We start from the raw sequence: 24,436 nt of genomic DNA on the forward strand, positions 1-24,436 counted from the left end.
GAGACACACCACATGCGAGCACAACGCGTCTTCCACGCCGTCGACTCCCACACCGAGGGGATGCCGACGCGCGTGATCGTCGGCGGCGTCGGAGTGATGCCGGGGTCGACCATGGAGGAGCGCCGGCAGTGGTTCATGGCGAACAGCGATGACCTGCGTCTGCTGCTCATGAACGAGCCCCGTGGCCACAGCGCCATGAGCGGTGCGATCCTGCAGCCGCCGACGCGACCGGATGCCGACTTCGGCGTGCTCTACATCGAGGTGTCCGGGTGCCTGCCCATGTGCGGGCACGGCACGATCGGAGTGGCGACCGTGCTCGTCGAGACGGGCATGGTCCCGGTCGTCGAGCCGGTCACCACGATCCGCCTCGACACGCCTGCGGGCCTCGTGATCGCCGAGGTGCACGTCTCCGACGGGCACGCCGACAGCGTGACTCTGCGCAACGTGCCGTCGTTCGTCGTGGCGCTCGACCAGGTCGTCGACGTGCCCGGGGTCGGAGCCGTCGAATACGACCTCGCGTTCGGAGGCAACTTCTATGCGATCGTCTCGCTCGAGCAGATCGGCCTGCCGTTCGACCGCGCGCACAAAGACGAGCTGCTCGCGGCCGGGCTCGCGATCATGGGGGCGATCGAGGCGCAGGGCGAGCCGGTGCATCCGGTCGACCCGACCATCCGCGGATGCCATCACGTGTATCTGAAGGCGCCGGGATCCACCGCGCTGCACTCGCGGCATGCGATGGCGATCTATCCCGGATGGTTCGACCGCTCGCCCTGCGGCACCGGCACGAGCGCCCGCATGGCGCAGCTGCATGCCCGCGGCGAGCTGCCGCTCGACCAGGACTTCGTCAACGAGTCGTTCATCGGCACGAGCTTCACCGGTCGACTCGTCGAGACGACCGAGGTCGCCGGCATCCCTGCCGTCATCCCGACCATCACCGGTCGGGCGTGGGTCACCGGGACCGCCCAGTACATGCTCGACCCGAGCGATCCGTTCCCGCAGGGGTTCGTGCTGTGACCTCTGTTCCCGTGATCGGCGTCGACGAGATCGACGCGGCGATCGACCGTCGAGGCGCGGTCGAGGCCATCGCACAGGCGTTGCGCGACGGGGTCGACATCGAGTCCGACGCCCCGCGCCTGTTCAGCCCGCTCGACAGCGGCGAGTTCCTGCTCATGCCGACCCAGTCGCCCGAGCACGCGGGCATCAAGGTCGTCACGATCGCGCCGCGCAACACCGAGCGAGGCCTCCCGAAGATCCAGGCCTGGTATCTGGTGTTCGACGCCGCGACGCTGAGCCCGCTCGCGATCCTCGAGGGTGCCCACCTCACCACTCTTCGCACGCCCGCGGTCACGGCGGTCGCGATCAGGGGGATGCTGCGGGCCGACGCCCGGGGAGCGAAGCAGAGCATCGATTCGCTCGCCGTGCTCGGCTCGGGCCCGCAGGCCGAGTCGCATGTGCGCACACTCGCCGACCTGCTGCCGGTGGGTGTCGTGAGCATCGTGGGGCGCACGCCGAGTCGCACGGCCGAACTCGTCGAGCGGCTGAGAGCCGACGGCATCCGGGCCGAGGCCGTTCGCGCAGAGGATGTCGAAGCAGGCGCGCTGCGTGCCGCCGACGTCGTGATCACCGCGACCTCGTCGAGCACGCCTGTTCTCAGCCGAGGCGATGTCGGCGACCATGCCGTGGTCGCGGCCGTCGGCTCGCACGGCATCGGTCATCGCGAACTGGCCGCCGACCTGGTGACCGACGCCGATCTGGTCGTCGAGGCCCGGGCGTCGGCCCTGCGCGAGAACGGCAACCTGCTGCAGGCCCGACCGCTCGCCGACTGGCAGGCAGGTGCGCAGTGTGTGATGAATCTGCGAGAGTTGGAGGCGGGTGCGTTCGTGCGCCGTGAGGCTCGGCCGGCTGTCTATACGGGCGTCGGAATGAGCTGGGAGGATCTCGCCGTCGTGGCGAGGATCCTGAAGTCGGCGCTCGGCGCCGATGCATCGCCTCAGAGAGGGAACACAGATGTCCGGAACTGACACGCGCAGCCTCGTACGGCTCAGCAAGCAGCCCAGCGTTCGCGACACGGTCACCCGTGCCCTGCGCTCGGCGATCATCAGCGGCGAGATGCAGCCCGGGCGGGTGTACTCGGCGCCGAGCCTCGGCGAGGAGTTCGGCACGTCGGCCACCCCGATCCGCGAGGCGATGCTCGACCTGGTGCGCGAAGGCCTCGTCGTCGCAATGCCCAACCGCGGCTTCCGCGTGACCGAGGTGTCGTCGCACGACCTGGCCGAGGTCACCGAGCTGCGCCTTTTCCTCGAGCCGCCCGCAGTCGAGAAGGCGACCCCGCTGATCCCCGAGAGCGCGTTCGCCGAGCTCCGCGGCAAGGCTGAGGAGATCGTCGTCGCGGCCGAGCGCGGCGACCTCGTCGAGTACCTCAGCGCCGACAGCGACTTCCACCTCGCGATCCTGCAGTATGCGGGCAACGCCAGGCTCACCCAGCTCGTGCAGTCCCTGCGCTCGCAGACGCGCCTGTTCGGCCTCGCCGAGCTCTATGAGCGGGGTCACCTCACGAGTTCCGCCAAGGAGCACCACACGATCATGGATGCGATCGAGGCGCGCGACGCCGTCAAGGCGCGCGACCTCGTGTTCTCGCACATCGAGCACGTGCGCGGCGACTGGTCGGGGCACACGGTGGGCGAACCCCACCCCGCGGAGGCGAACGGCTAGTGGCTCGATCGACAGCACGCGCCGACGTCGTGATCGTCGGGGCGGGAGTCGTCGGTGCCGCGACGGCGTATTTCGCGGCAGCATCCGGGCTCCGCACCATCGTCGTCGAGCGCGGGTCGATCGCCTCGGGAACCAGCAGCCGGTGCGAAGGCAACATCCTCGTCTCCGACAAGGAGGTGGGTCCCGAGCTCGAGCTGTCGCTCTATTCGCAGCGTGTGTGGCGGGAGGATCTCGTCGAGCATGCCCACCTGTGGGAGTTCGAATCCAAGGGCGGTCTCGTGGTCGCCGGCAGCGCGGGCAGCATGGCGGGGCTCGCAGCCCTCGTCGAGCATCAGCGCGAGCTGGGCATCCGGGCCGAGATGATCGACGGCAACGCCGGGCTGCGTGAGGTCGAGCCCTACATCAATCCCGCACTCGTCGGCGGCGCGTTCTACCCCGACGACGCGCAGGTGCAGCCACTGCTGGCCACCCACCACCTGTTGAAGCTCGCGATCGCCCATGGCGCCGAGCTGCACACCAGAACCTCGGTGCACAGCATCCTCACCGACCGTGGTCGTGCGGTCGGAGTCGACACGTCTCTCGGCCGCATCTCGGCCGACGCCGTGGTCAACTGCGCAGGCCCGTGGAGCGGCGAGGTGGCGGCGCTCGCCGGAGTCCACCTGCCCGTGCTGCCCCGACGCGGCTTCGTGCTGGTCACCGAGCCTGTGCCGATCACGGTGCACCACAAGGTCTACGCCGCCGAGTACGTCGGCGATGTCGCGAGCTCGGATGCCGGGCTCCAGGTCTCACCGGTCGTCGAGGGCACCCCGAGCGGCACGATCCTGCTCGGCGCCAGCCGCGAGCGCGTCGGATTCGATCGGTCGTTCTCGGCCGAGGCGGTCGCACGCATCGCGGCGAGCGGACTGGGGCTCTTCCCGGCGCTGCGCGACGTGGGGGTGCAGCGTGCGTACTCGGGATTCCGCCCGTACTGCCCCGATCACCTTCCCGCGATCGGGGAGGACGCCCGGATGCCGGGACTCTGGCACGCTGCGGGACACGAGGGTGCGGGTGTCGGCCTGTCCGTCGGCACCGGCAAGCTGCTCTCGCAGGCGCTGCGGTCACAGGCGACAGACCTCGACCTGACTCCCTTCCGCCCCGAACGACTCGAAGGACTCGTCGCCGCATGACCCGCACGCGCACAGACGACACCGCACCCGGCGGCGCACTCGACGGCGCGCCCGTCGCCCCGGCTGACGCCGGTATCGAGTTCGACGGCACCCGGGTGCCGTTCACGCCGGGCCAGACGATCGGCGGGGCACTTGCCGGGGCCGGCATCGTCTCGTGGCGCACCACCCGGCGCGACCACGCCCCCCGCGGGCTGTTCTGCGGCATCGGGGTGTGCTTCGACTGCCTCGTGACGGTCGACGGGGTGCGCAGCCAGCGCGCCTGCCTGGTCGAGGCGTGCGCGGGGCAGATCGTGCAGAGCTCCGATCCCGAGGAACCGCTGGCGCTGGCCGAGCTGCTCGAGGTTTCAGAGCTGGGCGAGGTCGCCCGCCCGCCTGCACCCGCCACGCCGCCCGCACCCGCCGCGCCGCCCGCACCCGCCGCGCCGCCCGCACCCACCGGTATATCGGATCCTTCCGCGCGGCCCGAGCCCGCCCGCCCGAGTGAGCAGGAGCCTCATGTCTGAGCAGAGCATGCCGGCATCCGATCTGCCGCTCGCCGATGTCGCAGTCGTCGGCGCGGGGCCCGCGGGTCTGAGCGCGGCGATCGTCGCCGCCGAACACGGCCTGCAGGTCGTGCTGATCGACGCGGGTCGCCAGACCGGCGGACAGTACTGGCGCCACCCCGACGAGCGCCACCGCGACGCCTTCGCGGCGCCCGAGAGCACCGGCCACCACCACTGGAAGCACTACACCGACCTGCGCGAGCGGCTCGCCGCATCCGTGGCATCCGGTCGCATCCGGCATCTCGCCGGACGCCAGGTGTGGCGCACCGACGGCTTCGGCGACCGGGTGGCGCTGCGCACCAGTGCCGTGAGCGGCGCCGACACCCTTCCCCTCGCCGAACGCACCACGTGGGCGCGTCGACTCGTGATCGCGACCGGCGCCTACGACCGGCAGCTGCCCGTGCCCGGATGGACGCTGCCCGGGGTCATGGCTGCGGGTGGCGTGCAGGCGATGCTCAAGGCCAACCAGGTGCGGGCCGGGCGTCGTGCCGTGGTCGCGGGCACCGGACCGTTCCTCCTGTCGGTCGCCGCGGGTCTCGCCGAGGCCGGGGTCGAGGTGGTCGAAGTGGTCGACGCCAACGCCCTGTCCCGCTGGGCGGCCACTCCGCTGCGTGCGCTGCAGGAGCCGGGCAAGCTGTGGGAGGGCGCGCAGTATGCCGCCACGTTCCTACGCCACCGGGTGCCCCTGCGCACGCGCACGATCGTCACGGCCGTGCGCGGCACCGGGCGGGTGTCCGAGGTCGAGCTGGCCCGCGTCGACGGCAGAGGGCGCGTGCGTCCGGGGTCGACGCGCACCGTGACCGCCGACCTCGTCGCGTTCGGGTGGGGCTTTACGCCGCAGCTCGAGCTGGCCGTCGGCCTGGGGCTGCGCACCCGCATCGATGTCGACGGATCGCTCGTGATCGACGTCGACGACGACCTGCGCGCATCCGATCCACTCGTCTTCGCGGCGGGCGAGGTCACCGGCATCGGCGGAGCCATCGCGTCATGCGCCGAGGGAGAGCTCGCGGGAGCCGCAGTCGCACAGGACCTCGGCGTCACGACCGACGCGCGACGGATGGCGCGGCATCGTCGGCGTCTGCGTCGGGGACGGCGCTTCGCGGTCGGCATGCACCGAGCCAGTCCCGTGCCCGAGGCGTGGGACCAGTGGCTGACCCCCGAGACCCACATCTGCCGCTGCGAAGAGGTGACCGCGGCCGAGGTGACGGATGCCGTCGACGGACTCCGCGCCGACGACGCCAGAGACGTTCGCGTCACCGCGCGCCCCGGAATGGGGCTCTGCCAGGGGAGGGTGTGCGGATTCGCCCTCTCGAAGCTCGTCGCCACCGGCACCGGAGGCGTCGTCGACGCCCCCGCCCTCGAATCCTTGACCAATCGACAGGTGGGCGTGCCCGTGTCGCTCGGCGATCTCGCCGCGCTCGTGCCGCACCACCCGAACCAGGAGGAGTCATGACCATGCACGACACGTCAGACGACAGCGTCGACCAGATCATCGATCGCGCGGTCCGCGCATCCGAGCAGTGGAAGAAGGCCGGCATCGACGAGCGCAGCCGTGCGCTCGTCGCCGTGGCGGACGCCCTCGACCAGCACGCCGACGAGCTCATCCCGATCGCGCAGCGCGAGACGCACCTGGCCGAGCCGCGACTGCGGGGCGAACTGCGTCGCACGAGCTTCCAGCTGCGCATGTTCGCCGAGATGCTGCCCGAAGGCCTCTGGCTCGACGCCCGCATCGATCACGCCGATGCCGAGTGGCCGATGGGCGCCCCGCGCCCAGACCTGCGCCGGCAGCTCGAGCCCATCGGCGCGACGCTCGTCTTCGCCGCGAGCAACTTCCCGTTCGCGTTCTCCGTCGCAGGAGGAGACACCGCGAGTGCGCTCGCCGCGGGCAACGCCGTGGTGCTCAAGGCGCATCACGGACACCCCGAGCTGTCCGACGCGACGTCTGCCGTCGTGATCGACGCCCTCGCCGCGGCCGGTGCGCCCGACGGTCTCTTCCAGACGATCCACGGCACCGAGGCGGGCGTGCGTGCTCTGCGAGCATCCGGAATCAAGGCCGCGGCGTTCACCGGATCGGTGCGCGGCGGGCGTGCCCTGTTCGACATCGCCTCGAGCCGACCCGAGCCGATCCCGTTCTACGGAGAGCTCGGCAGCACGAACCCCGCCTTCGTGACGCGGCGTGCGGCCGAGAGGGATGCTGCCGGCATCGCCCGCGACTTCGTCGCCTCGGTCACCGGCAGCGCCGGACAGCTCTGCACCAAGCCCGGAGTGCTCTTCGTTCCGACCGGCTCGTCGATCGTCTCGGAGCTCGAGGCCCAGCAGCTGCCGGCCGCATCCGCATTGCTGAACGGCGGGATCGAGAGCGGCTTCCGCGACTCGCTCGCCTCGACCCGGGGAGTCGCGGGCGTGCGCACGCTCTCTGCCGGTGCGGATGCCGGTGCGGATGCGGATGCTCCGTCGCCCGTGCTGCTCGCCACGTCGATCGAGACGCTGCGCGCCGAGATGCACACGCTGATGAGCGAGATGTTCGGTCCCGCAGCGCTCGTGGTGACCTATGACGACGAGAGCGAGCTGCTCGAGATCGCCGACCGCCTCGAGGGGCAGCTGACCGCGACGATCATCGGCGTGGACCACGACGAGATCGCCGTGGATCTTCTCCCCAAGCTCTCGGAGCGTGCGGGACGCGTGCTCTGGAACCAGTGGCCCACCGGAGTGTCGGTGACCTGGGCGCAGCAGCACGGCGGCCCGTACCCGGCGACGACCGCTGTCGGCACGACCTCGGTGGGGATGGCGGCGATCACGCGGTTCCTGCGGCCCGTGGCCTACCAGAACGTCCCCGAGGGCCTGCTGCCGGATGCCCTCAAAGAGGCGAACCCCCTCGGCATCGCGCGCCGCGTCGACGGCATCCTGATCCAGCCCTGACGCACCGCGGGGGCCGACCGCGCCGGCGCCGGTCGGCCCCGCCGGTCGCCGCATGCTCCGCATCCGGCGCGTATGCGTGCGTTTCCGGCCCCGCGTCGGTGCTGCTCGTGGTGGGTGGTCAATTCCGCATCCCGGGGGCCCGTTTCGGATGCGTTTTTGGCCCCGCACCCCGTCGCGTGTTCGGTGCGATGCGTTTTTGGCCCCGCATCGTCGGATCCGTGGTGGGTGGTCACTTTCGCATCCCGGGGGCCCGTTTCGGATGCGTTTTCGGCCCCGCACCCCGGGGCTGCTCAGCGCCGCGCCGTCGGCATCCACACCCGCATCGCGGTTCCGCCGTCGAACTCCGCGAACGGGCGCAGCTCGACGACGATCTCCTCGGATGCTGCGCGGTCGACCTCGCGTGCATACAGCGCCTGCGCATCGCCGGCGTCCGCCCGGTGCGCCGCGACGGTGATCCGCGGGCCGAGGAGCCCTCGCGCACCATCACCACCCGCAGCCGACCCCGCGACGGGCGTGGCGGCCAGAGCATCGGGCTCGACGATCAGGTCGTCGACGTCGCCGACCGCGCAGTAGACGACCGGTCCACGGCGCACGGCGACGGTTCCGCGTACCGCGTCGATCAGCGGGTGCGGGTGGATGACGTCGACCTCCACCGGCAGCCGCAGCTCGATCTCGGTGCCGTCGACGAGCGCGTCGTCGATCACGATCCACCCCTCGTCCACGTCTGCGTCCACGGATTCGCCACCCCGCAGCAGCGTCACCGCCCGGCCCGACACCCACTCCGGCACGCGAAGAGCCAGTCGTCGGCGGCCGGCGACGGCGTCTCCGCGCACACTGATGCGGATGGTGCCCTCCGCCGGATACGCGGTGTCGATCGTGACCGCTGCCCCGTGGGCCTGCACGGTGGCTGAGGCGTAGAGCACGATGTCGAGGCCGTCGGGACGCTCCGCCGCGACGTGGTGTTCGAGGGCGGCGAACGTGCGCATGAGGTTCGGCGGGCAGCAGGCGCAGCTGAACCAGCGTCGCCGCCCGGCGGGTTCCGCGCCGCCGTAGGGTCGCTCGTCGCGCACCTGCAGTGGATTGACGTACGTGAACGAGTCTCCGTCGGTCGAGATGCCCGCGGCGACGACGTTGTAGAGGGCCGTCTCGCCCGCATCCATGAACCGGGCCTCGCCGGTCGCCAGGTACATGCGCCAGGCCCAGCCGAAGAGCGCGACTCCCGCGCAGGTCTCGGCGTATGCGCGATCGGGCGGCAGCTCGAACGCCTCGCCGAATGCCTCGTCTTCGTGTCGGGCGCCCGTGCCGCCGGTGACGTACATGCGGCGCGAGACGAGGTCGTCCCACTGGGTGCGCATGGTGTCGAGCATCGTGACGTCGCCGGTCTCGAGGTACAGGTCGGTGATGCCCTGGTTCAGGTAGAGCGCTCGCACCGCATGTCCGCGCATGCGGGTGGCCTGCAGCGCGGGCTGCTCGTCTTGGTAGTACTCCGCGCCGAACGTCACTCCGCCGAGGAATCCCGAACCGCGTCGGCGCACGAATGCCTGGGCGAGCGCGAGCGGCGCGTCGGCACCGGTCGTGCGGTGCAGCTCGACGAGCGCGGCTTCGATGAGCGGATGCCCGCAGTACTCGACCGCGTCATCGGCACCGAACCGGGCGACGGCGTGGTCGACGAACCGCTCGGCGACCCGCAGCAGACGGTCGTCGCCGATCGCGCGGTGCGCGCCGACCGCGGCCTGGATGAGGTGGCCGAGGCAGTAGAGCTCATGACCCTGGGCGAAGTCGCTCCACGGCTGACGGTCGTCGCGCCGGAGGTAGGCCGAGTCGAGGTAGCCGTCGTCCTGCTGTGCTCGCTCGATGAGTGCGACGGCGGCGTCGAAGAACGCCCGGATGCCGGCATCCTCCTCGCGTCCGAGTTCCCACGCCGCGGCCTCGAGGGTCTTGTAGATGTCGGAGTCGGCGAACAGCATGCCTCGGAACTCGGCGTCGGACTCACCCGTGAGTCGCCGCAGATTCTCGAGCGTGCCGTACTCCTCGAGCATCCGAATGCCGTGCGGCAGTGTGACCTGCCGGTTGCGCCGGTGCCACTCGTGCACGAGTCCGCGTTCGATCAGAGGCGCGGAGTGCAGGGGGCGGCGCAGTCCGTGCGCTGCGGAGCCGACCGGGGCGGGGGCGGTCGTGGGGGTCTCGGGCATGTCGTGACTCTTCTCCGAGGCGCGATGCGGCACCTCTCGTCGCGAGTGCAATTGTACTTGTACAGCCCCGATCGGACTAGACTTTTCCAGAATGCCGGAGTGCTGCTTGGCCGCCCGCGGGTGGAGGCGCCCTCTTCGCGGCCATCGACGGCGCGAAGCACGCCGCTCTTCCACCGAAACCCCTTCCCCGTGACGAGACCCGTGTCGCGGCGGTGGGTCTCGCTGCGAACGGTTGGTCTCGCTGCGAGCGGTGGCGGTTGCGGCCGGCGTACGGCGAGACCCGCCGACGGTGATGAGACCCGTGTCCTGGCGGTGGGTCTCGCTGCGAACGGTGGGTCTCGACCGGAGATGGCCGATTCACCGGGGTGGATCGCCCGCCGCGCTACTCGAACCCGCCGGTCAGCCTTCCCCGCATCCTCTGGCTGCTCTCGTTCATCCCGACGATCTCGACGGTCTTCCCGAGAGCCGCATACTTCGTCTCGATCGCGTCCAGCGCCGCGACCGTCGAGGCATCCCAGATGTGCGATCCGGTGAGGTCGATGACGATGCGATCAGGGTCATCCGGGTACGAGAACAGCGTCGTCAGGTCGTTGCTCGAGGCGAAGAACAGCTCACCCGTCACGGTGTAGGTGACGACGTCATCGGCGACAGTCCGCGACACCGACACGAAGTGCGCCACCCGCCGCACGAACAGCACCGAGGCGACGAGCACACCGCCGACGACGCCGATCGCGAGGTTGTGCGTCAGCAGCACCAGCACGACTGTGGCGACCATCACGAACGTCTCGCTCTTCGGCATCCGCCTGAGGGTCGAAGGCTTGACGCTGTGCCAGTCGAACGCGCCGATCGCGACCATGATCATGACTGCGACGAGCGCCGCCATCGGGATCGTGCCGACGAAGTCGCCGAACACCACGACGAGCAGGAACAGGAAGACGCCCGCGAAGAAGGTCGAGATGCGGGTGCGCGCACCGGATGCCTTCACGTTGATCATCGTCTGGCCGATCACCGCGCATCCGCCCATGCCGCCGAAGAATCCCGAGAGCATGTTCGCGACGCCCTGAGCCCACGACTCCCGGCTCTTGTTCGAGTGGGTGTCGGTGATCTCGTCGACGAGCTTCGCGGTGAGCAGCGACTCCATGAGCCCGACCAGCGCGACACCGAGCGCGAACGGCGCGATGATGCCGAAGGTCTCCCATGTCCACGGGATGTCGGGCAGGAAGAGCGACGGCAGGCTCGTCGGCAGCTCGCCCTGGTCGCCGACGGTCGGCACGGCGATACCCATCGTCAGCACGACCGCGGTCACGATGATCACCGACACGAGCGGCGCAGGCACGATCTTCGTGATCTTCGGCATCACGATCATGACGACGATTCCGAGCGCGACCAGCGGATACACCAGCCACGGGACGTCGATCAGCTGCGGGAACTGCGAGCTGAACACGAAGATCGCGAGCGCGTTGACGAAACCGACCATGACGCTGCGCGGGATGAAGCGCATGAGCTTCGCCACGCCCAGCACGCCCAGGATCACCTGGAAGATGCCCGCCAGAATCACGGTCGCGATGAAGTAGTCGAGGCCGTAGGTCGGCGCGACGGGGGCGATCACGAGAGCCACGGCGCCGGTCGCCGCGGTGACCATCGCCGGGCGTCCGCCGAGGAACGCGATCGACACGGCCATGATGAACGACGAGAAGAGGCCGACCTTCGGGTCGACCCCCGCGATCACCGAGAACGCGATCGCCTCGGGGATCAGCGCGAGACCCACGACCAGACCCGCGAGAACCTCGCGCGTCAGCATCCGGGGGCTCTTCAGGGCGTCGAGCACAGAGGGCTTCGCGCGGTAGCGCGCACGATCATCGACCGCGAGTGCAGACATGGGGATGCTCCAGAGAAGGTGCCCGGGGATGGGGCAGGACACTCAAGGGTACGGCGGATGCCGGGGGCTCACGGCCGCCCGGCATCCGCCGTCGTCTGAGATCGGCGTACGGAGCGCCCCGGGGTGCCGTCACCCCTTGCGCGAGAACCCGGCGACGACGGCGCCGACCACGGTGATGGCCGCGGCCCCGAGGAACAGCCACGAGAATCCGCCCGTGAGGGCCTCGGGCGTCTCGACGCCGGCCGCGCTCAGCGATTCGGTCCGCAGCGACGCCACGGTGCCGAGCACGGCGAGCCCCAGTGCGCCACCGATCTGCTGACTGGTGTTCACGAGACCGCCCGCGAGCCCGGCCTCCCAGCCCTCGACCCCGTCGACCGACAGCTGCGTGGCGGTGACGAACGCGCCACCGAGACCGATGCCGATCAGCAGGGTGGGTCCGAGCAGCTGCGCGACGAATCCGGCATCCGCGGACGCGAACGACAGCCACACGAGGCCCGCAGCCAGGACGAGCAGCGATCCGACCAGTGTCGTCTTGAGCCCGATGCGCTGCACGAGCGCGGGCACGACTCCGGCGACGACCACGAGAGCGCCGGCGAGCGGAAGCTGCGAGAGCCCGGTGGTGAGCGCGTCGTACCCAAGCACGGCCTGCATGTAGACCGACAGGGCGAAGAACAGCGCGACCATGCCCGCGCCGACGAGCAGCACGACCGCATTGCCGAGCGAGAGGTTGCGGTTGCGGAACACGGAGAGCGGCACCAGCGGGGATGCCGTGCGCCGCTCGATCGCGACGAACGCTGCGCCGAGGGCCGCCGCGGCGACGAGCAGACCGAGCGGGAGTGGATGTGCGATTCCGACCTGTTCGACCGCGCTGAGCGCCCCGACCACGGCGACCAGGGTGCCGGTGATGGTGACCGCACCCCACACGTCGAGCCTTCCGGCATCCGATGCGGTGTCACGCGAGATCAGCAGCGGCACGGCGACGAGCACCAGGATGCCGACGGGTACGTTCACGAAGAACACCGACTGCCATCCGAACGTCGCGGTGAGCACGCCGCCGAGGAGCACGCCTGCGGCCGAGCCGATGCCGGCCACCCCGCCCCACACGCCGAGGGCCTTCGAGCGATCGCGGGAGTCGGGGAAGAGCTGGGTCAGCAGGGCGAGCGCCGACGGGGCGAGCAGCGCCGCCGAGGCACCCTGCAGTGCACGAGCCGCGAGCAGCATCTCGCTCGAGAACGACAACCCCGCCAGAGCGGATGCCGCGACGAACCCGACCACGCCGAGCAGGAAGATGCGGCGGTGGCCGTAGCGGTCGGCCAGGCGTCCGCCGAGCAGCAGCAGGCCGCCGAATGCGAGCACATAGGCCGTGATCACCCAGGCGAGAGCCGCGGTGCTCATGGCGAGCTGCGCGCCGAGCACCGGCAGGGCGATGTTCACGATCGACGCATCGAGCACGACGAGGAACTGGGCGAGAGCGAGGAAGCTCAACGCGAGCCAGCGTCGGTCGCTGCGTACCGTCGCGGTGGGGGTGGGGCTGGTGAGGGTCATGATGATCTCCTTCGTCTGATGGTTAGTGAGTGATCACTCACTCTTGAAGGCATGAAAAAGGGAGGCGGGAGGGGGCGGCTCACTCGGGGTGACGGATGCCGTGCGCGACGATCTTCGCCCACGGCGCGCTGCTCTCGTCGACGCGGGCGGTGACGATCAGGTGGCAGAGCTGCCCGTAGGCGATGAAGCGCTGCACGGCGTCGTCGCTCCCCGCCGACCGCTGCCGCACGAACTCGGTCACCTTCGCGAGTCCCGCGCGGAGCGCGTCCCCGATCTCGGGCGTCTCCGCTGCCGACTGGGCGTGCACCTGCAGCATGAGCAGCGAGCGGTCGCGGATCAGGTCGGCGTAGGCCTCGCCCATCGCGTCGAGCACATCGTCGGGCCGCGGCGATTCGGCGGTGTCGGCTCCGGCATCCAGGGCCTCGACGATCCGCTCGAAGCACGTGTCGAGTGCCGCGACGAACAGCTGCTCCTTGCTCGAGTACAGCTTGAACACGTAGGCCGGCGAGATCTTCGCTTCGCGAGCCACGTCGGCCACTGTCGTGCGGAAGTACCCACCCCGGGCGAACGCGGTCAGCGCCGCCGCCGCGACGAGAGGGCGGCGGACGTCTGCGGTCGAGAGGATCGGGCTGCGAGTGGTCATGCGTCGACTGTACATCGCAGTTAGTGATTGGTCAATCACTCATGTGGAGCGGGCGAAGGATCCGATCCGGTCGCCCAGCGGTCGAAGCGAAGAGTCATGTCTCCTCGCATATGAGTGCGCAGAATGTCAATCCAGCGTCCACTCGCACTTGGCTACCTGCTCCCAGATTTTGCGCACACCCTGTCTCGGGCGGATACTCGACGCATCCGCGCCGACCTTCTCGGCCCGGGAATCGACATGCACAGCATCCCTGCCCTCACTCCTGACACGACCATCGCCATCGTCGGCGCCGGCCGTCTCGGCGGCGTACTCGCCCGCGCCCTGCGCGCCGCGGGCTTCGTCGTCCTCGGGCCGCTTCGTCGAGAAGACCGGATGCCTGATGCCGATATCGCGCTGCTCTGCGTACCGGATGCGGCGATCGCGGCGGTGGCCTTCGCAGCGCGACCGCATGCTCGTCTCATCGCGCACGTCTCGGGTGCGACGCCTCTCACCGACGTCGACTTCAGCCTCCACCCGCTGCAGACCTTCACGGGGAAGGAGTCGTCCGGGGTCTTCCGGGGCATCGGGGTCGCCGTCGACGGACGCACCCCCGAGGCGCTCGCGGTGGCGGAGCAGCTGGCGCGGGCCCTGGGTGCGAATCCGTTCCGTGTCGACGACGCTCACCGCGCGGAATATCACGCGTCGGCGTCCTTCGCCTCGAACTTCGTGCTCACGGTGCTCGATGCGGCCGAAGATCTCGCGAAGGATGCCGGAGTCGACCGCGCACATCTCGCACCGCTCGTGCGGCAGACGGTCGACAACTGGGTGGCCTCGGGCGCCGTTGCCGTGCTCACGGGACCGATCGCGCGTGGCGACGACGCGACCGTGGCACGGCAGCGCGCAGCATCCGCCGAGTATCGAGACCTCTTCGACGCGCTCGCCACCGCCACCCGGGCGGTCGCAGGGCGCACTGCCGGCGTCGCCATCACTTCCCCCACCGAGGAGCCCGAGGCATGAGAATCCTCCGTACGATCGCCGAGGTGCGAGCCGCGGTCCGCGAAGCCAAGGCGGCGGGCCGGTCGGTCGGACTCGTGCCGACCATGGGCGCCTTCCACGACGGCCACCTCTCGCTCATGCGTGCGGCGCGCGAGCAGAACGACCTCGTCGTCGTCTCGCTGTTCGTCAACCCGACCCAGTTCGCCGCGAACGAAGACCTCAGCACCTACCCGCGCGATGAGCACCGTGACGCCGCGCTCGCCGAGGCCGCGGGCGTCGACATCCTGTTCGCCCCCGAGCCCCCCGAGATCTACCCCGACGGCTTCGCCACGAACATCCACGTGGCCGGCATCACCGAGGTGCTCGATGGGGCGAGCCGCGGTGCGCACCACTTCGACGGCGTCGCCACCGTCGTCACCAAGCTGTTCGGCATCGTCGCGCCCGACGTCGCGTTCTTCGGGCAGAAGGATGCGCAGCAGGTGCTCGTCGTGCGTCGGGTCGTGCGCGACCTCGACCTCGGCGTGCGCATCGTGGCGTGTCCGATCGTACGAGAAGCCGACGGCCTCGCGATGAGCTCGCGCAACGTCTATCTCGACCCGGATGCGCGCACGCAGGCGACCGCGCTGAACCGTGCGCTCAGTGCGGCCGACGCAGTCGTCGCCTCGGGGAACCGTGACCGCGACAGCATCCTCTCCGCCGCGCGCTCGGTGCTCGAGGGCGCCGCGATCGATGCCGAGTATCTGGAACTCCGGGATGCCGAGACCTTGGAGCCGGTGGATGCTGTGGAGCGCGATGCGCTTCTGCTCGTGGCCGCTCGCGTCGGCGCCGCCAGACTGATCGACAACCACCTGATGAGAGGGGTCGCCTCATGAGCGCCCATGCCGCACCGACGTCGCGCGTGACCCTCGGCGACCTCGGCACGAAGAAGGGGGCGGCCGAGCCGATCGTCATGGTCACGGCGTACGACCACCCGAGCGCGCAGATCGCCGAGGAGGCGGGCGTCGACATGGTGCTCGTCGGAGATTCTGCGGCGATGACGGTGCTCGGCTACGACAGCACCGTGCCGGTCACGACAGACGAGATGCTCATGCTCACCAAGGCTGTGCGGCGTGGCCTCTCGCGCGCGCTGCTGGTGGGCGATCTGCCGTTCGGATCGTATGAGGCGTCTGACGAGCAGGCCATCGCGACAGCACAGCGCTTCGTGAAAGAGGCGGGTGTCGACCTCGTCAAGATCGAGCGAGGCGGCACGACCGTCGATCGCGCCCGCGCGCTGGTGAATGCCGGCATCCCGGTGGTGGGTCATGTCGGCCTCACGCCGCAGACCGCCACGGCCCTCGGTGGATACCGCGCTCAGGGCCGCACGGCCGAGGCGGCCCTCGCCGTGATTGACGACGCCCTCGCACTGCAGGAGGCAGGGGTCTCGCTGATCGTGGTCGAGGCGGTTCCGGCGCAGCTCATGGCGCTGCTCGCACCCCTGCTGCGGGTTCCGACGATCGGGATCGGTGCCGGAGCGGATGCCGACGGCCAGGTGCTCGTCTTCCACGACCTGCTCGGGATCTACGACGGCCCCGCAGCGAAGTTCGTCAAGCGCTATGCCGACGTGCGGAGCGTCTCGGTCGACGGCGTCGCCGCCTACGCGGCGGAGGTGCGCGCGGGCGCATATCCGGCGGCCGAGCATACGTACGGGATGCCGGCCGAAGAGGTGTCGCGGCTGCAGGAGCTGCTCACCGCGCGCTAGCCGAGCGACCAACCGGCCGGCCTCCGGCCACCGCCCTCGCGGCAGCCCATTCCGATATATCGCACTGCGCGTGCGCGCGGCTGGCTATCGTCCGCCGGGAGGCCTCGCGAGCGACGGGGCAGGAAGTGGGCGCCGTGGCCGACATCTTCACTGAAATCACGACCCAGAGCATCTCCGCATTCATCGGGGGAGGGGCGGTCGCCGTCATCCCGCCGCTCACGCAGCTGATCCGTCGGCGGCGCCGAGGTGCGCGCAGACCGGATGCCGCCACGCGCGACCTGGTGATCTTCGCCGGGTCATCGCTCACAGACCCTCAGACCGACAGCATCCGAGGCGATGACAGCATCCGAGTCAACAACAGCCGCCACATCGACAACCGCAGCATCGTCATCAACAACATCCGCGACTCCGGCGGCGCGAAGGGGGCGGCGAGCAGCGACGGCTCCACAGAGAATGTGTGGCTGATCGTGTTCGCGATGCTCGCCGCGGCGGCGCTCTTCGCCAACTACTACGTGATCGTCAGCTGGTTCGCGCTGGGACTCGGAATGGGTATCGCCGTGATCGCCGCGCTCGGCGTCATCCGGGCAGTGCGATGGAGGCTCTGGGATCGAGGCGCCGCCATCGCCCTCGCCGAAGCGACACTCGCCATCGTCGCCGTGATCTGGACGTGGGTCGCCGTGTTCACGTCTGAGCGCCGTGGCTCGACGCTCGAATCCCTGCGCGTGCAGATGGCCGCCGAGATCGCGCGGGCGTCGATCGATCCCGGCCCCACGGAATGGATGCAGCGGCACCTGCTCGCTCCGATCACCGCCTTCATGAACGTGGCCATCGCGAACGGGCAGCTGGTCTTCGTGGTCTCCCTCTTCGGGGCGTTCGTGATGTCGTCGATCGTGATGCTGCTCGTCTGGGTGCGGCTCTACAACTGGTACGTCTACCTCGGCTTCCTGTTCGGTGTCGCAGGTGGGCGTGCGGCGAAGCGCGCGCAGCGGCATGCGGATCTCGCCGTCGTCGATCTCGGGATCGTGCTTCTCCTCGCGGCGCTCACCGTGTTCTTCGCGAGTGGCTTCTTCGTGACCATGGCGGATGCCGGGGCCTCGGCGGGGGGTTGACTCCTGTCGGCACCTGGCGGATGCGGGGTCGCCGAGGTCCGCGCGTCGGGCGGCCGAGGTCCGCGCGTCGGGCGGCCGAGGTCCGCGTCGGGCGGCCTTCTCCCTGTCGGGCGGACGTCTCGCGCCTGAGCATCCGCCCATCGCCGAGATCGCCGCCCGTCCCGTCGTCCGGGGTGGGCCGCCCGTCCCGGACGACGCGGACCCGCGCCTACTCCGACCGGCGCACGCGCAGCACCAGCGCGATCACTGCGAGCACGATGACCACCGCTCCGTAGCCGACGCACACCGTGCCGAGTCCGAGCGGCGCCACGAGCAGACCGGCGACGACGGCGGGCACTCCGAAGGCCGAGTAGGCGAGCACGTAGATCACGGCGAACGTGTCGGCGCGCTCGGCGGGCGGGATCCGCGGCGCGAGCGAGGCGACCACGCCCGAGAACGCCGTGCCGAAGCCCATACCCGTGATCGCGGTCGCCGCGAGGTAGAAGGGCAGCGATCCGAGGCTCAGTGCCACGAGCGAGAGCGCCGTGCCGGTCGCGAGGGCTGAGGTGCCGAAGATCACCGACGTGCGAGGGCTGCGGCGGCGCATGAGGAACGCCGTGATCGCGCCGACGCCGGCGAGCATCCCGACCGCGAGGCCCTGCCACGAGTGTGCGACGCCGCCGAGTTCGCTGTGCACGATCGTGGCGCCGAGCGAGAGGAACAGGCCGCCGGTCGCCCAGCCGGCGATGACGGCCGGGGCGCCTCGCCAGAAATCGCCGCGCACTTCGGCCGGCACCGAGAGGCGGAACCGCAGCGATGCCCACGCCCCGGCCCGCAGTGGTGCCGTCTCGGGTGCGAGCACGAAGAGCCCGGCGAGGAGCACGTAGATCACGGTCAGCGGCGCGAACACGTCGAGCAGCGGTTCTCCGGTGACGTCGAGCACGATGCCGGCCAGCACCGCGCCGAGTCCGAGGCCGATTCCGGGGCTGAGCGCGTTCCACAGCGCCGCGATGCGCGCCTTGCCCTGCGGTGCGAGGTCGAGGGCCGCGGCCGACAGGGTCGAGATCAGCACGCCGCTCGCCGCGCCCTGCAGCACCCGAGCGAGCACGAGGGTCGCCACGGTGTCGGCATGCCAGAACAGCACCATGCTGGCAGCGAGCAGCAGGAAGCCCGAGATCGCGACCGGTCGCCGGCCGATGTGGTCGGAGAGCGACCCGGCGCTGAGCAGGGCGAGCAGAAGCGCGATCGCATAGACGGCGAAGACTGCGCTGATCACGATCGAGTCGAACCCGATCTCGGCAGCGAGCACGGGGTAGAACGGCGAGGGGGCGCTCGCGCCGACCATCATCGCGATCTGGGCGGCGACCGCCAGCACGAAACCGAAGCGTGAACGACGGGCGGATGCTGTCGCGACGGGCGTCGGGGCTGTCATCGTCATCCGTGCTCCTCGGTTCGGAAAATTCGGTTCGACAATCATCGAACTGTTGGAGCGTACTCGCCCTGGCTCGATTGTTCAACTATTCTCGAACCATGCCTGGCGACCTGCCTCATCCGGATCGCTCCGAGATCCAGCTGACCGACGTGCTCTTCGCGCTCAGCGACCCGGAGCGACTCGCGATCGCGCGCCAGCTCGCCGACGGTCCGCTCGACATGGCGGAGTGTCACGCGACGGATCCGAATCTGCCGAAGTCGACGAAGTCGCACTTCATGAAGGTGCTGCGTGAGGCCGGAGTGATCCGCAATGAGCCGAACGGACGTCGGCGCATGCTGACGCTGCGGCGCGATGATCTCGACGAGTTGTTCCCGGGGCTCCTGGAGTCGGTGCTGCGGTCGTGATCCGCGGGGTGGGCGAGCTCGATTCGACGTGGCCGCGTGACGAGGAGGAGGGTCGCTCAGGAAGCGACGCGCGTGCTCGCGGCTGCGTGTGCCGACTCGACCTCGGCCCAGACGGCGTCGAGGGAGAGGTGCAGCACTCCGGCGACGGCGGCGATCGTCGAGAACGAGGGGGTGGCCACCCGGCCCGATTCGATCTTGCGAAGGGTCTCGGGTGAGATCCCGGCGTCGAGCGCGACGCTCAGCATCGACCGCGCACCGCGAGCTCGCCGAAGCAGCGCGCCGAGGCGTTCTCCGCGTTCGACGTCGGCGGGGGTGAGGGGCATGCGAACCATCATGCGCCCATACTATTACCGGTATAGTATTACCGCTTATGATCGAGATCCTGAATCCGGAACAGGTCCGCAGAGCACGAGAGACCGGCGCGCTGGTCGGCTCGATACTCCAGACCCTCAAGAGTCGGTCGGTGGTCGGAGTGAATCTGCTCGACCTCGACCGGTGGACCAAGCAACTCATCGAACAGGCCGGCGCCGAGTCGTGCTACGTCGACTATGCGCCCTCCTTCGGGCGTGGACCGTTCGGGCACTATGTCTGCACGGCGGTCAACGATGCTGTCCTCCACGGGATGCCGCACGACTACGTGCTGGCCGATGGTGATCTTCTGACGCTCGATCTGGCAGTGAAGCTGCACGGTGTCGCGGCAGACGCGGCGATCAGCTTCGTCGTCGGCGCGACGGCCGCACCTGACGACCTCGCGATGATCGACGCGACCGAGCGCGCCCTGGCGGCGGCGATCGCGATTGCTCGCCCCGGTGCTCGCACGGGTGACCTATCGCACGCGATCGGAGCGGTGCTGGCTGAGGCCGGGTACCGGGTCAACCTCGAGTTCGGCGGGCACGGCATCGGATCGACGATGCACCAGGACCCGCACGTCGCCAACGATGGGCGCCCCGGTCGCGGCTACGTTCTGAGGCCGGGACTGCTGCTGGCCCTCGAGCCCTGGGTCATGGCCGACACCGACCGCCTCGTCACCGACGCCGACGGGTGGACGCTGCGCAGCGCGACCGGATGCCGCACCGCGCACAGCGAGCACACCGTCGCGATCACGCGAGACGGAGCGGAGATCCTCACCCTGGCGCGCTGACGAATCCGCCCCGCGGGGCGAGCAGTCAGCGCCCGCGCGACCTGCTGCGCACCCGGCGCGCGGCCCGGCCGGCGAGATCCTTGAGCCGTCCGCCCGGCCAGACGCGCCGCAGTTCGACGGCCCCTCCGCGGGTCGCCACAGGAGTGCACGTCCGACCCGCGAGCAGCGGGGAGTGCCCGGCCGCGGCGAGTGTCGCGGCATCCGATTTGAGGGGGACATCGAACGTCCAGCCCGCCCGCCGCACCTTGGCGACGAGTCGCACTTCCCGCGTCTCGTCCGACGGGCCGAAGATCTTGAGGGGGTCGACCGCGATCGTCGCCGAAGTGCGGTCCTGCAGCGACGATGCGGCGATGCGACGCTCATCGCCGGTCGAGGTGTCGCGCAGGAACAGCTCCAGTTGGTCGTTCTCGAGCTCCCGGCGCGCGAGCAGCAGATCCGACGGCAGCTCGGCGGTCGAGAAGGGCAGTGAGGTCAGTCGTCCCGAGCCCGGCTCGAATGCGAGTGCGTCTGCGCCGTCGCGCGTGATGTCGACGCGGATCGTCAGATACAGCCCACCTCCACGCGACCAGCGCGCCTTCGTGACGGCGGCCCGGCAGGCCATCTCCGCCTCGTAGCGGGCGAATTCGAGCAGGTCGTCGCGACGTCCCGCCTTGAGCAGCGCGGCCCGGATGCGGTTGGGGAACGCCAGACCGCGGTCGACGCCCGGACCGAAGCGCCGCTGCACGAGAGGGGTCACCACGTCGAGCAGCCGGTCTCGGTAGTCGGCGGGGTAGTTGACGAGCCGCTTGCCCGCGATCCGCTGGAGGATCTTGCCGCGGAACCAGTGCCGCAGCAGTCGGTCGCGCAGCCGCCCGGGCTCGGTGTACTGCTCCACCAGGTCGAGCACGGCATCCAGGTGCGGGAAGTACGTCTCGGGATCGATGCGCGACGAACTGGCGCTGCCGGGCTGCTTCACCCATGCGTAGCAGGGCTCGCTCGCGAAGATCGAGATCGTCTCGGCTTCGAAGTACGCCCGCATCACGAAGAGGTGATCCTCGAGGCGCACCTTGCCCTCGGGGAAGCGGATGCCCTTCTCGCGCAGGAAAGAGGTGCGGAACATCTTGTGCGGCGTCAGCATCTCGAGCAGCGGATCCTCGCCGAGGCGGGCGTGCGGCACGTCGCGACGGAAGATCCGGCTCGGCAGGCGGCGGCCGATGCCGACCTCTTTGCCGACGATCACATCCGACCCGTGCTCGTCGCCGAAGTCGCTCAGTCGCTCGAGCGCGGAGTCGAACAGCCAGTCGTCCTGATCCACGAACTGCACGTAGGTGCCGCGCGCGGCTTCGACGCCACGGTTCCGAGGGGTGCCCGGCCAGCCGGAGTGCGGCAGATCGAGCACCCGCACGTTCGGCCGCTCGGCAGCCACCGCGGCGAGGAGTTCTGTGGTCTCATCGCCCGAGCCGTCGTCGCACAGCAGGACCTCGAACTGCGACGCATCGAGAGTCTGCCGATCCAGAGACGCGATGAGCGCATCGATGGCCTTCCCGGGGCGGAAGACGGGCACGACGACACTCACACGCAGATTCGACATCCCCCGCAGTCAAGCACCGAGACCTGTGGAGCACACGGGGGTTGCGTTCAGCAGCGTGTGCGTGCAGGCGGCGGATCCACACCCCACTCCCAGGGTTAACGATATATCGTTGACTATCGCTCACCACTCCAGGGAGGTCACCATGAACAACGCATTCCCCTCGAACCCCTTCGGCGGATCCGGCTTCGGTGCAGGCTCCGGAGGCCCCGCATCCGCCATCTTCGACGCCATGGACCAGCTCCGCAAGAGCTTCGAGAAGTCCTTCGAACAGCGCCCCAGTGGCGGATCCCGCATGGCCAAGGGCGACGTGCGCACCGCCGTGCTCTCGCTCCTCGCCGAGAGGCCCATGCACGGCTACCAGATCATCAACGAGATCGCCGAGCGCAGTGGCGGATCGTGGAAGCCGAGTGCCGGCTCGGTCTACCCCACCCTGCAGCTGCTCGCCGACGAAGGTCTCATCGTCGCCGAGGAGCAGAACGGGCGAAAGACCTACTCGCTCACCGAGGCCGGTCGTGAGGTCGCGGTCGAGAGCACCGAGACCCCCGCGCCGTGGGAGTCGCAGTCGAAGGGCGAGAGCCTGCACGACAACCCCCGCTATAGTGCTCTTCCCAAGGCCGGCGTCGACCTCGCGGCCGCCGCGGCTCAGGTCGGACGCAGCGGCAGCACCGAGCAGGTGCAGCAGGCGGTCGAGATCCTCGATGAGGCCCGCCGTAGGCTGTACACGATCCTCGCTCAGGACTGATCGCACACGACCCAGGGACGACACATGACGGATGCTGCGGCGCAGGGCGCCCATCGTGCCCGGTACCGCCGCATCCTGTCGTTCGCGGCGCGCGAGTTCCTCAAGGTCTGGTGGTTCGAGCTCGTCCTGCCGCGGTTCGGGATGAGCTCGATCGCCGAGCGCTCCAGGGCCTCGCGCATGCAGCGTTTCGCCCGGCGGTTCCACGTGCTGGCGGTCGATCTCGGCGGCCTCATGATCAAGGTCGGGCAGTTCATGTCGTCGCGCCTCGACGTGCTGCCGCCCGAGATCACCAAGGAGCTCGAGGGGCTGCAGGACGAGGTGCCCGCGGTGCCGTTCGCCGACATCCGCGCGGCGGCCGAGGCCGAGCTCGGGCGCTCGCTCGATGAGGCCTATGCCTGGTTCGACGAGACGCCGGTGGCCGCGGCATCCCTCGGGCAGGCGCATCGCGCCCGTCTCGACGCCCAGGACGCCGTCGACACCGGTCTCGGAAACGTCGTCGTCAAGGTGCAGCGTCCCGGCATCGATGAGATCGTGGCGGTCGACCTCGCCGCCCTGCGTCGCGTCGCCCGCTGGGCGATGCGTGTGCGTCTGGTCTCGGACCGCGTCGACGCTCCCGGTCTCGTCGAGGAGTTCGCACACACCAGTCTCGAAGAGATCGACTACCTGCACGAGGCGGCCAGCGCCGAGCGGTTCCGCGAGAACTTCGCCGGAGATGCGCGGGTCGATGCCCCCGAGATCGTCTGGGAGCGCTCGACCCGTCGTGTGCTCACGCTGTCTGACGTCACTGCGATCAAGATCAACGACACGGATGCTCTGCGTGCGGCGGGCATCGACCCGTCGGAGGTCGCCGATGTGTTCGCCGAGGTCATGTTCGACCAGGTGTTCACGCACAGCTTCGTGCACGCCGACCCGCACCCCGGCAACATCTTCGTGACGCCGGAGCCGGCATCCGCCACCGGCCGCAACTTCCGCCTCACCTTCATCGACTTCGGGATGATGGCCGAGGTGCCTGACAACCTGCGCGACGGACTGCGCACGCTGCTGATCGCGGTCGCCGGTCGCGACAGCCGGGGGCTCGTCACCGCGGCGCAGGAGATCGGCGTGCTGCTGCCCTCCGCGGACACGGCCGAACTCGAACGCGCCCTCCGCGCGCTGTTCGCCCGCTTCGGCGGCATGGGCTTCGCCGAGCTCAGCAAGGTCGATCCGCGGGAGTTCACCGACTTCGCGGACGAGTTCGGCGACATGGTGCGCTCGCTTCCGCTGCAGCTGCCCGAGAACATGCTGCTGCTGATCCGCGCGGTGTCGCTGACCTCGGGCATGTGCTCGAGCCTCGACCCGTCGTTCAACGTGTGGGATGCCGCAGAGCCCTACGCGGGGCGACTGCTGCGGGACGAGTCGGCGGGCCTCGTGCAGGACATGGCGCAGCAGGCCATGGAGACGATGGCGGTCACGTATCGCCTGCCGAAGCGGATCGACGCCATCATCACGCGCGTCGACGACGGCAACGTCACGTTCGACACCTCGGCACTCGAACGTCGCCTCGACCGGCTCGAGGGCATCGCGCGCCGCATCGGATCGGGCGTGCTCTTCGCCGCGATGCTCGTGGGCGGCGCGCTGCTCGTCACGCCGCTGCCGCCGCTCGGCATCACCCTGATCAGCGTCTCGGCGCTGCCGCTGCTGCACTCGGTCTTCGGCGGTCGCCGCCAGCGCTGAGGCGCGCGCGACGTTTCGTCTGAGTCGGCTTCGTC

General features: G+C 69.9%; 22 protein-coding genes. 15 read left to right on the forward strand and 7 right to left on the reverse strand.

From position 1 onward, the window contains the following. The first annotated feature begins 12 nt into the window (after positions 1-12). Genes AC3WS6_RS03450 through AC3WS6_RS03480 form a run of 7 tightly spaced genes read left to right on the forward strand, consistent with a single transcriptional unit; the run spans position 13 to position 7,339 of the window. Complete coding sequence (locus AC3WS6_RS03450) at positions 13-1,014, forward strand: proline racemase family protein (RefSeq protein ID WP_492499675.1); 1,002 nt, start codon at positions 13-15, stop codon at positions 1,012-1,014. After that, the gene (locus AC3WS6_RS03455; protein ID WP_492499676.1) at positions 1,011-2,021 is read left to right on the forward strand and encodes an ornithine cyclodeaminase family protein; all 1,011 of its coding nucleotides are present in this window, start codon (positions 1,011-1,013) and stop codon (positions 2,019-2,021) included. The genes AC3WS6_RS03450 and AC3WS6_RS03455 overlap by 4 nt, the downstream gene beginning before the upstream one ends. Then, positions 2,008-2,712 carry a GntR family transcriptional regulator gene (locus tag AC3WS6_RS03460; protein WP_492499677.1) on the forward strand — a complete coding sequence of 235 codons (705 nt, stop codon included), beginning with the start codon at positions 2,008-2,010 and terminating at the stop codon, positions 2,710-2,712. The genes AC3WS6_RS03455 and AC3WS6_RS03460 overlap by 14 nt, the downstream gene beginning before the upstream one ends. Continuing rightward, positions 2,712-3,878, forward strand: a complete 1,167-nt coding sequence (locus tag AC3WS6_RS03465; protein ID WP_492499678.1) for an NAD(P)/FAD-dependent oxidoreductase — start codon at positions 2,712-2,714, stop codon at positions 3,876-3,878. Before AC3WS6_RS03460 ends, AC3WS6_RS03465 begins: the two co-directional genes overlap by 1 nt. Further along, positions 3,875-4,381 carry a (2Fe-2S)-binding protein gene (locus AC3WS6_RS03470; RefSeq protein WP_492499679.1) on the forward strand — a complete coding sequence of 169 codons (507 nt, stop codon included), beginning with the start codon at positions 3,875-3,877 and terminating at the stop codon, positions 4,379-4,381. Before AC3WS6_RS03465 ends, AC3WS6_RS03470 begins: the two co-directional genes overlap by 4 nt. Continuing rightward, complete coding sequence (locus tag AC3WS6_RS03475; protein WP_492499680.1) at positions 4,374-5,873, forward strand: FAD-dependent oxidoreductase; 1,500 nt, start codon at positions 4,374-4,376, stop codon at positions 5,871-5,873. Before AC3WS6_RS03470 ends, AC3WS6_RS03475 begins: the two co-directional genes overlap by 8 nt. Then, entirely contained in the window at positions 5,870-7,339 is a 1,470-nt protein-coding gene (locus tag AC3WS6_RS03480) for an aldehyde dehydrogenase (NADP(+)) (RefSeq protein ID WP_492499681.1), read from the forward strand. The genes AC3WS6_RS03475 and AC3WS6_RS03480 overlap by 4 nt, the downstream gene beginning before the upstream one ends. Before the next feature lie 290 nt (positions 7,340-7,629). Here the strand turns inward: AC3WS6_RS03480 and AC3WS6_RS03485 are convergent, their stop codons facing one another. From AC3WS6_RS03485 to AC3WS6_RS03500, 4 genes are all read right to left on the reverse strand, one after another. Then, positions 7,630-9,531, reverse strand: coding sequence for a glycoside hydrolase family 127 protein (locus AC3WS6_RS03485; RefSeq protein WP_492499682.1), 1,902 nt, complete (start codon positions 9,529-9,531; stop codon positions 7,630-7,632). A 382-nt stretch (positions 9,532-9,913) separates the two neighbouring features. Next, on the reverse strand, positions 9,914-11,410 hold the full coding sequence (locus AC3WS6_RS03490) for a SulP family inorganic anion transporter (protein ID WP_492499683.1): 1,497 nt from the start codon (positions 11,408-11,410) through the stop codon (positions 9,914-9,916). A gap of 129 nt (positions 11,411-11,539) precedes the next feature. Beyond that, positions 11,540-12,955 carry an MFS transporter gene (locus AC3WS6_RS03495; protein WP_492499684.1) on the reverse strand — a complete coding sequence of 472 codons (1,416 nt, stop codon included), beginning with the start codon at positions 12,953-12,955 and terminating at the stop codon, positions 11,540-11,542. 79 nt (positions 12,956-13,034) lie between these two features. After that, positions 13,035-13,598 carry a TetR/AcrR family transcriptional regulator gene (locus tag AC3WS6_RS03500; protein ID WP_492499685.1) on the reverse strand — a complete coding sequence of 188 codons (564 nt, stop codon included), beginning with the start codon at positions 13,596-13,598 and terminating at the stop codon, positions 13,035-13,037. Between the two features lie 237 nt (positions 13,599-13,835). Here AC3WS6_RS03500 and AC3WS6_RS03505 point away from each other — a divergent pair, with 237 nt between their 5' ends. From AC3WS6_RS03505 to AC3WS6_RS03520, 4 genes are all read left to right on the forward strand, one after another. Beyond that, positions 13,836-14,594 carry a DUF2520 domain-containing protein gene (locus AC3WS6_RS03505; RefSeq protein ID WP_492499686.1) on the forward strand — a complete coding sequence of 253 codons (759 nt, stop codon included), beginning with the start codon at positions 13,836-13,838 and terminating at the stop codon, positions 14,592-14,594. Then, the gene (panC, locus tag AC3WS6_RS03510; RefSeq protein WP_492499687.1) at positions 14,591-15,445 is read left to right on the forward strand and encodes a pantoate--beta-alanine ligase; all 855 of its coding nucleotides are present in this window, start codon (positions 14,591-14,593) and stop codon (positions 15,443-15,445) included. Before AC3WS6_RS03505 ends, panC begins: the two co-directional genes overlap by 4 nt. Then, positions 15,442-16,311, forward strand: a complete 870-nt coding sequence (gene panB / locus AC3WS6_RS03515) for a 3-methyl-2-oxobutanoate hydroxymethyltransferase (RefSeq protein WP_492499688.1) — start codon at positions 15,442-15,444, stop codon at positions 16,309-16,311. The genes panC and panB overlap by 4 nt, the downstream gene beginning before the upstream one ends. A 134-nt stretch (positions 16,312-16,445) precedes the next feature. Further along, positions 16,446-17,420 carry a hypothetical protein gene (locus AC3WS6_RS03520; protein ID WP_492499689.1) on the forward strand — a complete coding sequence of 325 codons (975 nt, stop codon included), beginning with the start codon at positions 16,446-16,448 and terminating at the stop codon, positions 17,418-17,420. Positions 17,421-17,628: 208 nt separating this feature from the next. Here the strand turns inward: AC3WS6_RS03520 and AC3WS6_RS03525 are convergent, their stop codons facing one another. Further along, positions 17,629-18,837, reverse strand: a complete 1,209-nt coding sequence (locus AC3WS6_RS03525; protein WP_492499690.1) for an MFS transporter — start codon at positions 18,835-18,837, stop codon at positions 17,629-17,631. A 92-nt stretch (positions 18,838-18,929) separates the two neighbouring features. Here AC3WS6_RS03525 and AC3WS6_RS03530 point away from each other — a divergent pair, with 92 nt between their 5' ends. Next, positions 18,930-19,235, forward strand: a complete 306-nt coding sequence (locus AC3WS6_RS03530; protein ID WP_492499691.1) for an ArsR/SmtB family transcription factor — start codon at positions 18,930-18,932, stop codon at positions 19,233-19,235. A gap of 56 nt (positions 19,236-19,291) precedes the next feature. Here the strand turns inward: AC3WS6_RS03530 and AC3WS6_RS03535 are convergent, their stop codons facing one another. Further along, positions 19,292-19,567 (reverse strand): helix-turn-helix domain-containing protein, encoded by a 276-nt coding sequence (locus AC3WS6_RS03535; protein WP_492501440.1) that lies wholly within the window; start codon positions 19,565-19,567, stop codon positions 19,292-19,294. Positions 19,568-19,605: 38 nt separating this feature from the next. On the opposite strand from AC3WS6_RS03535, the gene map reads away from it, so the two are divergent. After that, positions 19,606-20,376 (forward strand): type I methionyl aminopeptidase, encoded by a 771-nt coding sequence (map, locus tag AC3WS6_RS03540; protein WP_492499692.1) that lies wholly within the window; start codon positions 19,606-19,608, stop codon positions 20,374-20,376. 25 nt (positions 20,377-20,401) lie between these two features. On the opposite strand, the gene AC3WS6_RS03545 is transcribed toward map, so the two are convergent. Continuing rightward, on the reverse strand, positions 20,402-21,946 hold the full coding sequence (locus AC3WS6_RS03545) for a glycosyltransferase family 2 protein (RefSeq protein WP_492499693.1): 1,545 nt from the start codon (positions 21,944-21,946) through the stop codon (positions 20,402-20,404). A 142-nt stretch (positions 21,947-22,088) separates the two neighbouring features. Between AC3WS6_RS03545 and AC3WS6_RS03550 the strand changes: the two genes are divergently transcribed. Next, positions 22,089-22,688 carry a PadR family transcriptional regulator gene (locus AC3WS6_RS03550; RefSeq protein ID WP_492499694.1) on the forward strand — a complete coding sequence of 200 codons (600 nt, stop codon included), beginning with the start codon at positions 22,089-22,091 and terminating at the stop codon, positions 22,686-22,688. A gap of 24 nt (positions 22,689-22,712) precedes the next feature. Beyond that, positions 22,713-24,401: an ABC1 kinase family protein gene (locus tag AC3WS6_RS03555; protein WP_492499695.1), complete on the forward strand. Its 1,689-nt coding sequence runs from the start codon at positions 22,713-22,715 to the stop codon at positions 24,399-24,401. Positions 24,402-24,436: the final 35 nt, after the last annotated feature.

Source organism: Microbacterium sp. EB106-03-03-XG65 (assembly GCF_058791955.1).